The organism is Streptomyces sp. NBC_00996 (genome assembly GCF_045162675.1).
Taxonomy (GTDB): Bacteria; Actinomycetota; Actinomycetes; order Streptomycetales; family Streptomycetaceae; genus Streptomyces.
The window spans coordinates 8,065,169-8,078,054 of sequence record NZ_CP108723.1 but is presented as its reverse complement, the minus strand read 5'-3'; the positions used below and the strand labels follow the sequence as shown (position 1 = coordinate 8,078,054).

The 12,886-nt window shown below is 69.9% G+C and carries 7 protein-coding genes and 1 pseudogene; 2 read left to right on the top strand and 6 right to left on the bottom strand.

Going from position 1 to position 12,886, the window contains the following annotated elements:
- Window positions 1-71: 71 nt before the first annotated feature.
- The 4 genes from OG390_RS37790 to OG390_RS37775 all read right to left on the bottom strand — a co-directional run bounded on the left by OG390_RS37790 (window position 72) and on the right by OG390_RS37775 (window position 6,978).
- Window positions 72-2,075: an IucA/IucC family protein gene (locus OG390_RS37790; RefSeq protein WP_406174200.1), complete on the bottom strand. Its 2,004-nt coding sequence runs from the start codon at window positions 2,073-2,075 to the stop codon at window positions 72-74.
- Window positions 2,076-2,132: 57 nt separating this feature from the next.
- Window positions 2,133-3,029 carry a GNAT family N-acetyltransferase gene (locus OG390_RS37785; protein ID WP_406174198.1) on the bottom strand — a complete coding sequence of 299 codons (897 nt, stop codon included), beginning with the start codon at window positions 3,027-3,029 and terminating at the stop codon, window positions 2,133-2,135.
- A 39-nt stretch (window positions 3,030-3,068) separates the two neighbouring features.
- Window positions 3,069-5,159, bottom strand: coding sequence for an IucA/IucC family protein (locus OG390_RS37780; protein WP_406174197.1), 2,091 nt, complete (start codon window positions 5,157-5,159; stop codon window positions 3,069-3,071).
- A 334-nt stretch (window positions 5,160-5,493) separates the two neighbouring features.
- Complete coding sequence (locus tag OG390_RS37775; protein ID WP_406178092.1) at window positions 5,494-6,978, bottom strand: diaminobutyrate--2-oxoglutarate transaminase family protein; 1,485 nt, start codon at window positions 6,976-6,978, stop codon at window positions 5,494-5,496.
- Between the two features lie 309 nt (window positions 6,979-7,287).
- On the opposite strand from OG390_RS37775, the gene OG390_RS37770 reads away from it, so the two are divergent.
- Together OG390_RS37770 and OG390_RS37765 are read left to right on the top strand one after the other, a co-directional pair.
- Window positions 7,288-8,517: a trypsin-like serine peptidase gene (locus OG390_RS37770; RefSeq protein WP_406174195.1), complete on the top strand. Its 1,230-nt coding sequence runs from the start codon at window positions 7,288-7,290 to the stop codon at window positions 8,515-8,517.
- Between the two features lie 155 nt (window positions 8,518-8,672).
- Window positions 8,673-9,515, top strand: a pseudogene (locus tag OG390_RS37765) (trypsin-like serine peptidase); the annotation flags it as partial.
- Between the two features lie 87 nt (window positions 9,516-9,602).
- Here the strand turns inward: OG390_RS37765 and hflX are convergent.
- Both hflX and OG390_RS37755 read right to left on the bottom strand, forming a co-directional pair.
- The gene (gene hflX / locus OG390_RS37760) at window positions 9,603-11,099 is read right to left on the bottom strand and encodes a GTPase HflX (RefSeq protein ID WP_406174194.1); all 1,497 of its coding nucleotides are present in this window, start codon (window positions 11,097-11,099) and stop codon (window positions 9,603-9,605) included.
- Between the two features lie 198 nt (window positions 11,100-11,297).
- Complete coding sequence (locus OG390_RS37755; protein ID WP_406174192.1) at window positions 11,298-12,794, bottom strand: M1 family metallopeptidase; 1,497 nt, start codon at window positions 12,792-12,794, stop codon at window positions 11,298-11,300.
- Window positions 12,795-12,886 lie beyond the last annotated feature (92 nt).

Below are 12,886 nucleotides of genomic sequence, written 5' to 3'. Positions count from 1 at the left end.
GGGCGCCACTGACAATCGGGCGATCAAGGTAGGGACCACGGATGTGATCAAGGCGAGTACGGGCCGCGTGATCAAGGCTGGTGGAGGGGGTTCGGGACCGTGCCGTGCACGGCGGCGTGCGGGCGATCGGGGCGGTCGCGGTAACCGTCGAGGTGCAGCCGGTTGCGGTTGAGGCACAGCCGCTCGATACGGGGAGTGAACAGGTCGAACATCTCGTAACGCTCCTTGAGCTCGGGAAAGCGCGTCTGGTGGCGGACGATCTCCGCTCGTACGAGGGACCAGAACTCGCCCTCCGGCACGCCCAGTTGCTCCTCGCAGAGTGGGGCGAGGTAGCGGAACACCCCTACGAAGAGCCCGGAATGGATGAACTGGGTCAGGAACGCGGGCGGCTCGGTGAGCAGCACACGCCGCACGTCGTGCGGCATGGAGGCATGCTCGGGCAGTGGCTCCGCGCTCACATTGATGTCGTCCACGAAGTCCTTCACCGCAAGCCGCACGGGTACGTCATGGTCGTCGAAGACGACGATCACGTTCTCCCCATGTGGGCTGAACACAGTGCCGTATCGATAAAGGCAATGCAGCAAGGGCGGTAGGAGCGCCGCGAAGAGGCGGCGCAGCCAGACTTTCGGAGTCAGCCCCGAGCGGGCGATTAGCTGCGCCGTGAAGGCACGCCCCTCCGGGTCCGTGTGTAGGAGCGCGGCCAGGGTGCGGGCGCGTTCGCCGGGGGCCAGATGTCGGGAGATCGGTTCGCGCCAGATCGCTCCGAGCAGCTCCTTGTACTGATAGGGCACTTCAGGGAGGCCGTCGTACACCGGATGTCCGACGGTCACCGAAGCGACCTCGCCGAGCATGATCACTCCGCAGGTGTCACGCAGGAACGGGTCGGCGTCACGCAAGCCGTGCATCCAGGCGGTGACGGCGGGAGCCGCGAGCGTCCGTTCCGTCGGGATGCCACGCCACACCAGCGTGTTCAGGACGGACAGCGGCAGCTTCACGGCGTGCCGGTCCGGCCGCGAGACATTGAGGAACGTACGGATCGACTGCTGAGGCAGGCGTAGATCACCGTCCGAGTGCAGCGGCACGATCGCGTCCGAGGCGACATGGGGCGCGAAGAGGGGCAACACGACGTCGTCCCACTGCCAGGGGTGAACGGGCAGATAGAGGTACGACTCCGGCGTGAGCCCACGCGCGCGGAGCACCCCGTCGAAGGACTCCCTCGTGGCAGGGGCGAGCTCGCGCGCGTACAGGTGTTCTGCGGTGCCGAGGCCCCGCACCCCCCTGTAGGCGGCAAGCGTGGTGTGCACCGCGATCCACGGAAGCGCCGTCGCTCGGCGGGCCTCCGGCGCCCAGTGGGCGGCGTCCCTCGCGGAGAAGCCGAGGCGACCCTTGTTGAGCACGATCCAGGGGTGCCCGGTCTGGTGGCCCTCCAGTTCCGCGTATCCCAGATCGGCCAGCTCGGCGGCCGAGACGGCACTGTGGTCGAGGCGCGCGTCCGCGGCGAGCGTGGTGCTCAGCTCGCGGATGACATGACCGAGCGTCGCTCCGTCCAGCCCCAACGTGCCTCGGGCGCGCGTGAGGAAGCCGACCGGGTCGGTGAATGGCCGGGGCTCCGCCCCTCCCTCGTTGAGGGTGAGCGAATCGGGGTCCACACGCCAACTGAGGTACGCGGTACGGCGGGCGCGGAAGGACAAACGGCCGCCTGCGTCGAGGCGGAGGGCGTAGTGGACGCAGCGGCTGTCGGCCCCAGTCGATTTCCTCTCCGGCTTCGCGAGGGCGGCCGAGGACAGGTCCGTTCCTGGAGCCGAGGACAGGTCCGTGCCTGGACCTGCGGACGTTGAAGTCTCAATGACGTCCCGCTCCGGCTCCGGCTCCGGCTCCGGCTCCGGCTCCGGCTCCGGCTCCGGCTCCGGCTCCGGCTCCGGCTCCGGCTCAATGATCCCCTCGTACGCGAACTCGCCGATCATCTTGGCGAGGAGGCGGCGACCGGCCCGATCCCATGGCTCTTTGCACAGCTCAGGCGGGTCGTAGAGGCTGGGCGGCTCTCCGGATGCCGGGGCGGCGGCTGGATTCGGCACGAGGACTCCTCGACAGGGAACCGGATCGGGACGAGCGGTGTACTAAGAGTGACAGCGCTACAACAGATCGCGCAGGGCCCGGTCTCGGACCATGAGGGCTGCCCGCTTGTCGGGCAGATCAACCTCGGCGGAGAACCGGAAGCCGGCGCTCAGAAAGGCGGAGACGGATGGAGTGTTGCGAAGATCGGGTTCCGCGACGACGCGAGCGCATGACGGGCGCTTGTCCAATACGTGGTCGGCGACTGCCCTGAGCAGGGTGGAGCCGAGGCCGCGCCCACGGTTGGCGACACCACCGATGAGGAGGTGAATTCCGGTGTCGTGCGGTCGGGCGGGGTAGTGGCGAGCCAGAAGATCGAGATCCGCGCGGTAGATCTCCCAGTAACTCATCGGCGTGCCGTCCAGCATCCCGAGGCACGGGACGCTGCGTCCGTCCCCCTCGAGCTGGCGGCGTAGATGCTCCTCCGCCACGGACTCGGGCCCCGCCAGCTCCCAGAACGCCGCGACGGCAGGGTCGTTCATCCAGCGAGCGATGAGCGTGAGATCGCGCTCGACGCGCACGGGGACGAGGTGGAAGACACCGACGGGCGTGCCGGTGGGCCCCCAGCCACCGACGCGGTCGAGCAGGTCGTCGGCCGGAACGACGGCGGGGGGCTCCGCCGTGCGCCGACGCTCTCCCCTCCCCCCTCCCGAGACGTCACCGATGTCTCCTCCCGAGACGTCGGCGATGTCCCCCGCCGTGGCGTCACCTGTCGCCCCGCCTCGTGTCCCGGCTTCCCCGGCGAAGAGCGCGATGAGCTCGTCGGGGAGACGTAGGTCAAGGGTGTCCTCGCCGTCGGTGCTCGCGCCGGAGCCCGAACCGGGACCCGAGCGGGGCCCCGTGTCGGTGGCGAGTTCGGCGGCACGTTCGGTGGCGGGGGCGGTACCGGCGTCGGTGCTCGCATCGGTGGGAGGCACGGCGACGCTCCTCTCAGGAGACGGGGTGGGTCATGTTCCTCAGGAATGAAGGGGGTTGGAGATGGTGACGTAGACGGACTGGGTGTCCACGGGACCGATGAGTTCGTCGAGGCCGTGCAGCCGGGTCAGCAGGTTGGCCTTGCACCGCAGGACGGGTGAGTCGAGCAGGTGGGCGGGCAGAGACGTACGCAGCCGAGCCGGGCCGGTGGCCACATCGGCAAGGAAGCGGCGGAAGGCAGCCAGCAACAGCTGTTCGTCGGCGAGGCGTTGGGAGCCGAACGCACCGACGAGGCCGAGCACGTTGTTGATGGCCAGGTAGTAGGCGAAGCGTTCGTCGGTGACCTCGTCGGAGACGAAGGTGTCGCTGTGCCGGCCGATGCCGGGCAGCCGGGCGTCGAGTTCCGCACGCCGTGACTCGCGGAAGTAGTAGCCCTGGTTGTCGCGGTAGCGGCCGCCTTTGGGCCAGCCCTCGGGGTCCAGCAGAAGCAGGGTGTTCTGCTGGTGTGCTTCCAGAGCGATGCCCGCCTCGCTGTCCAGCCACAACACGGGGCGTACGACGTGTTCCAGATAGCGCAGGAACCACTCGGTGGCGACCGCGCCGCGCGAGCGGCCGGTGCGTCCCGCGAGACGTGTGACGATCTCGGTGAGCCGGGACCGCATGAGGGGCCGGCCCTTTGCCAGGTTCCGTGCGCCGGGCTGGGCGTGCGGCCGGGGCGAGACCAGTCCCGCGATACAGCCGGCATCGTCCGTCGGGCTGAACGGGTTGTGTCGGATCATCACGTCGAGCCCGGGCAGGGGGCTGCCTTCCGGGCCGTTGACGGCGAGCCAGGCCGGGTCGCGGACGATGTCGAAGCCCGGGTGAGCGGCCTGCCACTGCTTGAACAGGCCGCTGCGCAGCAGGCGGTGGACCTCCACGCCACGGTGGAGTTCCTTGCGGAGGTTCTCACGACGGGAGTTGGTGATACGCAGGCCCAGCGAGAGCTTGAGCATCGCGGGGGCACCGGAGCGGTAGACGGTGCGGACCGAGGAGGTGGCGTGCCACGGGGAGCCCTGCGGGCCGAGATCCTGGAGCAGCCCGGCCTCCAGCAGGGCGGCGGGCTCTCGACGGTGGCGGACCTCGCGCATCTGCCAGGGGTGCAGCGGCAGTGCCGCATACCCCTCGGGCAGCGACAGCCCCGTACCGGCCAGCCGCGTGGTGAGTTGCTCCGCCGGAACGGGGCGGCCGCGTTCCGTCCACGCGGAGTCGGCTGCCAGCACCGAAGGGGCAACCGCCATCCAGTGCAGGGGGAAGGAGCCGCGCAACTCGGGTGAGTACAGCCGGGCTTCGGCCTCGGTGAGTCCCTCGCGGCCCTTCGGCGTGGGATGCAGCGGGTGACCCAACAGCAGCGCCTGCTCGGCGGTGAGAAAGAGGTCGGGCTCGTCGGCGGGGCGTTCTCTGCGATCGCGGATGAACACGGCCGTGCGCCGAACGGAGTCGGCGACGCGTCCGACGAGGTCGGAGCCGTCACCGGCCGTGCTGGGCGGGGCCACCTGAGCTTCGGGGCGAGTTGCGGCGGGGCCGAGGAGAGCTCCGCCGGGCCCGGTTGCGCGAGGCGTGGTGGTCGCGGGGTCGGCGGTACCGGGCGCGGGGTGAGCAGGGACGGGAGCCAGACCCACGGTGGTGGGCGCCTGGTCGCCATTGGTGTCTGTCGATGTGCCGGTCGGTGCTTGCCGCGCGAGAAGGGCCGCCACCGTTACCGCGTCGGCGGGCGACGCCTCGTCGGGGGTGCCGGCGAGGTAGGGCAGGCCGAAGCGGTGCCAGCCGGTGGCGGACCAGTGGTGGACGGGGACCAAGAGGGTCGTGCCGCTGGCGGGAAGGGGGATGCTGAGCGTGCCGTCGTCGGGCGCGGGCAGGTTGTTCTCCCGTACCCAGCAGCGCAGCAGGTTCTCTACGGCCGCCGCCTGGGCCGCGGTCTGCGGATCGGGGTGTTCCAGCAGGTCGGCGGTGGCGCCGCGCATCCCCTCGGTCTCCCGGACCCCTTCCTTCTGCCGGGGGATCGATTCGGCCCCCGGCACGAGCGGGGTCTGCGTGCCACGGGCCGCTCGCTCGTAGGTGTGGGGACAGCCGTCGGGTGCGGGGGTGGCGTTCACGGGAGTTCCTTGTGGGGTCGTTCGGGCTCGTGCGGCGACGAACCGGGTCGGTACGTGCGGCCTTCGGCGTTCCTGGTTGATTCGGGTGAGAGGGGGGTGCTTCGGATAGAGGTCGTTGGCTGTGTGTGACGGGTTGGCTTCAATGCGTGGCGGCGTTGATCGGGATGGAGCCTGAGTGGGCGGCGAACGCGGCTCAAGTCGGATGAGCCGGTCCGGGCGGTGCCTGCTGGGTGAGAGCGAGCCCCCACGCCCCGGGGCTGTGCGCCGGGCTCCGAAGCCGACACCCCGCCTGACGCGCTCTTCGGCGTGGCGCTCACCGTCCGGCCCTGCGGCACTACGGCGTTCGCCGGTATCCCAGCTCCCGACCGTCACCGTGAAGCTCGCCCTCATCGCGGCCCCCATCAGCACGGCGAGCCTCGCCGACACCGCGAGGCCGATGTCCGCCACGCCCCAAGTCCCCACGCGCCACCGCCCCCACCGCGTCCGCCAGCCGGTCGAGCACCGCGGTTGTCTGTTCGTCGCTGATGGTCAGGGGAGGGAGGAGACGCACCACGCTCGACTGGCGGCCGCCCAGTTCCACGATCAGGCCGCGGCCAAGGCACTCTCGCTGGACGGCGGCGGCGAGTTCGGGGGCGACGGGTCGGGGACCGTCGGCCGCGGGATACGGGGGTGCTTCGGGGTCGACGAGTTCCAAGCCGATCATCAGTCCCCGGCCGCGTACATCGCCGATGCATGGGAACTCGTCAGCGAGTTTGCGGAGTTGGGCCAGCATCCGGGCACCCAGAGTCGCGGCACGCTCGGCCAGACAGTTCTCGCGGACGTACGCGAGGGTCGCCGCGCCGGCGGCCATGGCGAGCTGGTTGCCGCGGAACGTGCCTGCGTGGGCGCCGGGTTGCCAGACGTCGAGGTCGTCGCGGTAGATGACGACGGCCAGCGGCAGGCTGCCGCCGATGGCCTTCGACAGGACCATCACGTCCGGCGTGATCCCACTGTGTTCCACGGCCCAGAAGGTGCCGGTCCGGCCGACGCCGGTCTGGACCTCGTCCGCGATCAGGGGGATGTTCCGTGCCGCGGTGATCTCACGCATCCGGCGCATCCAGTCGTCGGGCGCGGGAATCACCCCGCCCTCGCCCTGCACGGGTTCGAGGATCATTCCGGCGGGACGCGGCACACCGGACTTGCTGTCGTCGAGCACCGACTCGGTCCAGCGCGCGGCGAGTTCGGCGCCCCGCGCGCCGCCGACACCGAACGGGCAGCGGAAGTCCTGCGGATAGGGCAGGCGCGCGACTCGCACCTCGGTCGCACCCCCGGATGCTTCGAGCGCCCCCGCGGTCATCCCGTGGTACGCGCCGGTGAAGGCCAGCATCCCCGTGCGCCCGGTCGCCGCACGCACCAGCTTGAACGCGGCCTCGACGGCGTCCGTCCCGGCCGGTCCGCAGAACTGGACCCGCGCGCGGTCGGCGAACCCGGGCGGCAGGGTACGGAACAACTCGGTGGTGAAGGCGTCCTTCACGGGCGTGGCGAGGTCGAGGACGTGCAGCGGCGCCCCCGAATCGAGGACCTTTCTGATCGCCTCCAGGACCACCGGGTGGTTGTGCCCGAGGGCCAGGGTTCCGGCGCCCGAGAGACAGTCGAGATAGCGGCTCCCGTCGGCGCCCTCGATGGTCAGGCCGCGCGCCCGCACCGGGACGATCGGAAGAGCACGCGCGTAGGTGCGCGCCGCCGACTCGCGCGCCGACTGGCGCCGCAGAATCCCCTCGTGCGCCGCGCGCGCCCCTTCGGGCGCGCCAGGAACAGCCTCCAGCGCCCCCTCGGACACCCCGGACGCCCCCACCGGCACCACCGCAGACTCGGTCACGGCCACGACTTCAGGTCCTCCCGCTGTCCAGAGGCGACTTGGCAGGGGGCTCTGAACGCAGGCGGCAGGTCCCCCGTACGTACCAACGACGCGGACCGCGTGGGGAAGCGGGTGAGTCGAAGATCTTTGCCGTGACGGAACCGTTGCCGTTCCGTCGGATGTCCCCCACAGCGACCGCATAGTCTTTGGTGCCGTTCAGCCGTACCGATGAGGGAGGCTGATCGGCGCCCGCAAGCGCACAGTTCTCTTACCTCCAGGGGGAGTTACACCATGCGATCGATACGCCCGCCCTTCGCCGCTCGCCGAGGGAGGAGCGCGCGCCGCAGAACCTCCCCCGTGCTGGCCGCCGTCGGCCTCACGGCGGCGCTGGCGCTGACCGCCACCGCCTGCAACTCGGGCGACGACAAGGCGAGCGGTGGGCCCACCGCGTCCGCCGCCCAGAGCGGCGACGACAAGATCAAGATCCCGGACGACATCAAGAACAAGCTCAAGCAGCACGGGATCGACATCGACAAGTGGAAGAAAGGCGCCTGGAAGAACTGGAACAAGGACGACTGGCTGCGCGAGGCCGACGACTTCGTCAACCCGATCATCAAGGGGCTGTGGGACCCGGATCGGATGCGCGGCGCCGACGACCCGGACAAGAACAAGGGCGTCGACGACAACGACCTCTCCGGTGACCAGGGCGTCACCGACCCCGAGCCGGCGCCCGTGACCGCGCAGGCCGTGAAGACGGCGTACCACGCCAATGTGCCCGAGGCCGGCAAGGTGTTCTTCGATTCTCCTGAGGGGACGATGGTCTGCTCGGCGACGGTGGTCGAGGACCCGGCGCACCCGGGCAAGTCCAACCTCGTATGGACCGCGGGCCACTGTGTGCATGCCGGCAAGAAGGGCGGCTGGTACCGCAACATCGCCTTCGTGCCCTCGTACAACGACTCCGGTAAGCCGGCCGCCCAGCTGGAGAAGGCCACCCGCCAGGAAGTCGCTCCGTACGGCGTCTGGTGGAGCGACTGGGCGCAGACCTCGGACCAGTGGATCGAGCAGGGCGGTTCCACGGGCGGCCAGGGAGCCCCGTACGACTTCGCCGTGCTGCACGTGACGCCAGAGAAGGGCAGCGGCGGCAAGTCGCTGGAGGAGACGGTCGGTTCGGCGCTTCCGGTGAACTTCAACGCTCCTGCCGTGCCCAAGGTGTCGAGCATCACGGCGACCGGCTACCCGGCCGCGGCGCCTTTCGACGGTCAGAAGCTGTTCCAGTGCACGGACAAGCCGGGACGGTTGTCGGTGGCGCAGTCCGACCCGACGATGTATCGCATCGGGTGCACCATGACCGGTGGCTCGTCCGGTGGCGGCTGGGTGGCCACGGGGTCGGACGGCAAGCCCGCGCTGGTGTCCAACACCTCGATCGGACCGGTCGAGTTCGGCTGGCTGGCAGGCCCGCGCCTGGGTGATGTGGCCAAGGGTGTGTACGACTCGGTGAGCAAGAAGTTCGCCGGACAGTGATGCGCGCGACGTAACCGGGTTCGGACAGACGGCGGTGGGCCTGCGCCCAGGAACCTTCACCGGCCCACCGCCGTTCGTCTCCAACTGCGCAGGCATAGTGGGGTGTCGTGTCCGGGCGGGTTTCACGGAGAGCCGAGCGCACCTGACAAGCACATGACAAGATGCTCTCCGCGAAGGACGCGGCGGCCGACCAGGGCGTCAGCGACCCGGAGCCGGTCGAGGCGAAGGCCGAGAAGACCCCGTACCACGACTACGCCGCTCCGGTCGGGAAGGTCTTCTTCGACTCCCCCGAGGGCTCGATGGTCTGCTCCGGCACGGTCATCAAGGACGTGAACCACCCCGGCAAGTCCAACCTCGTGTGGACCGCGGGCCACTGTGTGCACGCCGGCGGCAGCGGCGGCTGGTACCGCAACATCGCGTTCGTCCCGTCCTACAACGACCAGGGGAAATCCGAATCCGAGCTGGGCAACGCCACGGCGTCGGAGATCGCCCCGTACGGCCAGTGGTGGGCGGACTGGGCCGCCACCTCCAACGAGTGGATCTCGGGCGGCGACGAGACGGGCGGCGCGGGCGCCCCGTAGGACTACACCGTGCTGCACGTGAAGCCGGAGCAGGGCAGCAAGTCGCTCGAGGAGACGGTCGGCAACGCGCTGGACGTGGACTTCTCCGCACCGTCCGCCCAGGACGTCGGCGAGATGGGCGCCTGGGGCTACCCGGCCGCGCCGCCGTACAGCGGTCTGAGCATGTTCAAGTGCGTCGACAAGCCGGGCCGCCTCTCGCTGGACCCGACCCTGCCGACGATGTACCGCATACGGTGCACCATGACGGGCGGTTCGTCCGGCGGCGGCTGGTGCCGTGTCGTCGACGGCGAGACGAAGCTCGTCTCGAACACGTCGATCGGCCCGTCCGACAACACCTGGCTGGCGGCACCGCAGCTGGGCAAGGGCGGCGCCGAGGCGCTCTACGAGAACATGAGCAAGGAGTGCGGCGGCCAGTAGGCACCGTCCACGTACGGCATGAGGAAGGCCCGCCCCCTGGGACAGGGGGCGGGCCTTCCTCATGCGTACCAGTGCGTACGTGTGTCGCTACCGGAGCGCCGGCGCCGGAACGTACGGCGCCAGATCCGCCGCCAGTTCCTCGTGCACCCGCACCTTGAGCAGCGTGCCCTCCGGGGTGTGCTCCTCGGAGATCACCTCGCCCTCGGTGTGGGCACGGGCGACCAGCTTGCCGTGCGTGTACGGCACCAGCGCCTCGATCTCGACGGAGGGCCGCGGCAGCTCGTTGTCGATGAGCGCGAGCAGCTCGTCGATGCCCTGGCCGGTACGGGCAGAGACCGCGATGGAGCGCTTCTCGATCCGCATCAGCCGCTGGAGCACCAGCGGGTCGGCCGCGTCCGCCTTGTTGATCACGACGATCTCCGGTACGGCGGTGGCACCGACGTCCCTGATCACCTCGCGCACGGCGGCCAGCTGCTCCTCCGGCGCCGGATGCGAACCGTCCACCACGTGCAGGATCAGGTCGGAGTCGCCGACCTCCTCCATGGTGGAGCGGAAGGCCTCCACCAGGTGGTGCGGCAGGTGGCGTACGAAACCGACCGTGTCGGCCAGCGTGTACAGCCGCCCGCTCGGGGTCTCGGCCCGGCGGACGGTCGGGTCCAGGGTCGCGAACAGCGCGTTCTCGACCAGCACGCCCGCGCCTGTGAGGCGGTTGAGCAGGGAGGACTTGCCCGCGTTGGTATAACCGGCGATGGCGACCGAAGGCACCTTGTTGCGTCGGCGCTCCTGGCGCTTGATCTCGCGGCCCGTCTTCATGGCCGCGATCTCCCGGCGCATCTTCGCCATCTTCTCGCGGATACGGCGCCGGTCCGTCTCGATCTTGGTCTCACCGGGACCACGGGTGGCGAGGCCGCCGCCCTTGCCGCCGCCCATCTGACGGGACAACGACTGACCCCAGCCACGCAGCCTCGGCAGCATGTACTGCATCTGCGCGAGCGCGACCTGTGCCTTGCCCTCTCGGGACTTGGCGTGCTGGGCGAAGATGTCGAGGATCAGGGCCGTACGGTCGATGACCTTGACCTTGACCACGTCTTCGAGGTGGATCAGCTGGCCGGGGCTCAGCTCGCCGTCGCAGATCACGGTGTCGGCCCCGGTCTCCAGGACGATGTCCCGCAGCTCATAGGCCTTGCCGGATCCGATGTACGTGGCCGCGTCGGGCTTGTCGCGGCGCTGGACGACGCCGTCGAGGACGAGCGCTCCCGCGGTCTCCGCGAGGGCTGCCAGCTCGGCGAGCGAGTTGTCCGCGTCCTGAATGGTTCCCGTGGTCCAGACACCGACGAGCACCACACGCTCCAGGCGGAGCTGTCGGTACTCGACCTCGGTGACGTCCTCGAGCTCGGTGGAGAGGCCCGCCACACGGCGCAGCGCCGCACGCTCGGAGCGGTCGAACTGCTCGCCGTCCCGCTGTCCGTCGATCTCGTGGCTCCAGGCGACGTCCTCTTCCATCAGGGCATCGGCCCGAAGACCTTCGGGGTAGTTCTGCGCGAAGCTCTGCGCGTCCTGGGAAGGGGAAGAAGAGGAGGTCATTGGATCCTTACGTCGATGGGGAACAGCACTGCGGCGACGGATGCCACCCGTCACAGGCGATAACGTCCGAGGCTTCCGGGAGATTCCCGGATTCCGCCGGACCAACCCTCCGAGGGGCCGCCGCGCCGCCGACCTGAAGATGGTCGCACGGCACGGCCCGTCTCGTCACGCGAGTTATCAGCGGCCTGTACACGCTCGTCAGGAGCCCTTTCGCGCTTTCGGAGGGTCGCTCTTCCAGCCCGGGTGCCCCGGCATCGGCGGCGTCTTCTCGCCGTACAACCACGCCTGGAAGAACCCGCTCAGATCGCGGACGGCGACGGCGGAAGCAAGGTCCACGAAGTCGGCCGTCGAGGCTGCACCGTCGCGGTGGACACTCGCCCAGGTCCGCTCCAGGCGTTCGAAGGCGGAGCGCCCGATCTCCTGGCGCAGCGCGTACAGGGCCAGCGCCGCGCCGTCGTAGACGTTCGGCCGGAAGATACTGATCTTCTGGCCCGGCTTGGGGCCCTTCGGCGCCGCGGGCGGTCCTCCTGCCGCCCGCCAGGAGTCGGACGCGCGGTAGGCCGCCTTCATACGCTCCTCCATGGGCTTGTGCGCCTTCTCCTCGGCGTACAGAGCCTCGTACCAGGTGGCGTGCCCCTCGTTGAGCCACACGTCGGACCAGGTACGCGGGCTGACGCTGTCGCCGAACCACTGGTGCGACAGCTCGTGCACCATGATCGACTCGACGTACCACTTCGGGTACGCGGGCTCGGTGAAGAGCCCTCTCTCGAAGAGAGAGAGCGTTTGTGTCTCCAGTTCGAAGCCGGTCTGGGCCTGGGCCATCAGCAGCCCGTAGGTCTCGAAGGGGTACCGGCCGACCTTCCCCTCCATCCAGGCGATCTGGTCGGGCGTCTTCTTGAGCCACGGTTCAAGCTGCTCGCGGTCCTTGGTGGGCAGCACATCGCGTACGGGCAGACCGTGCGGCCCGGTCCGGTGCAGCACGGTGGAGCGTCCGATGGACACCTGGGCCAGTTCGGTGGCCATGGGGTGCTCGGTGCGATACGTCCAGGTGGTGGACCGGCGGGAACGTTCCGCTCCGGCCGGCAGTCCGTTGGCCACGGCCGTGTACCCGCTGGGCGCGGTCACGTGGATGGTGAACATCGCCTTGTCGGAGGGATGGTCATTGCACGGGAAGACCAGGTGCGCGGCGTCGGCCTGGTTGGCCATCGCGAGCCCGTCCTGGGTCTGGACCCAACCGCCGTCCTGGCCCTTGGCGGCGACCGGGTCGCTGGTGTGGCGCACGGTGATGCGCATCCAGCTGCCGGCGAGCACCGGCTCCTCAGGCGTCACCACCAGGTCCTCACCGGCGCGCGTGAACGTCGCGGGCGCCCCGTTGACCTGGACGGATCCCACCGTTCCGCGCGCGAAGTCGAGATTGATGCGTTCGAGCCGGGAGGACGTCACGGCGTCGATGGTGGTGACGGCGGCGAGCGGCTTGCTGTTGGTGCCGGGATAGGTGAAGGCGAGGTCGTACGACTCGACGTCGTACCCGGGGTTACCCAGGTGTGGGAAGAGGCGGTCACCGACACCGAGGGGCGCGGCCGGGTCGGGGGCGCTCGCGGCGATCAGGCAGACCGAGACGGCCGAGGCGAGGAGGGCCGCCTTGATACGGCGGTGCCGGGATCGTGGGGGCCTTGGGCGGAGGGTGCGCAGCATGGACCACCGCTACCAGCGCGCGCCCGTCCCGCAGTGACGACTCGCGCCGAGCCCACCCGAACGGGTGGGCAGGGGGGCCAACGGGTCGACAG

What these genes read in the sequence shown, in the direction of transcription:
- OG390_RS37770 (WP_406174195.1), top strand. Translation starts at nt 7,288, where the DNA reads ATGCGATCGATACGCCCGCCCTTCGCCGCTCGCCGAGGGAGGAGCGCG.
- hflX (WP_406174194.1), bottom strand. Translation starts at nt 11,099, where the DNA reads ATGACCTCCTCTTCTTCCCCTTCCCAGGACGCGCAGAGCTTCGCGCAG.
- OG390_RS37755 (WP_406174192.1), bottom strand. Translation starts at nt 12,794, where the DNA reads ATGCTGCGCACCCTCCGCCCAAGGCCCCCACGATCCCGGCACCGCCGT.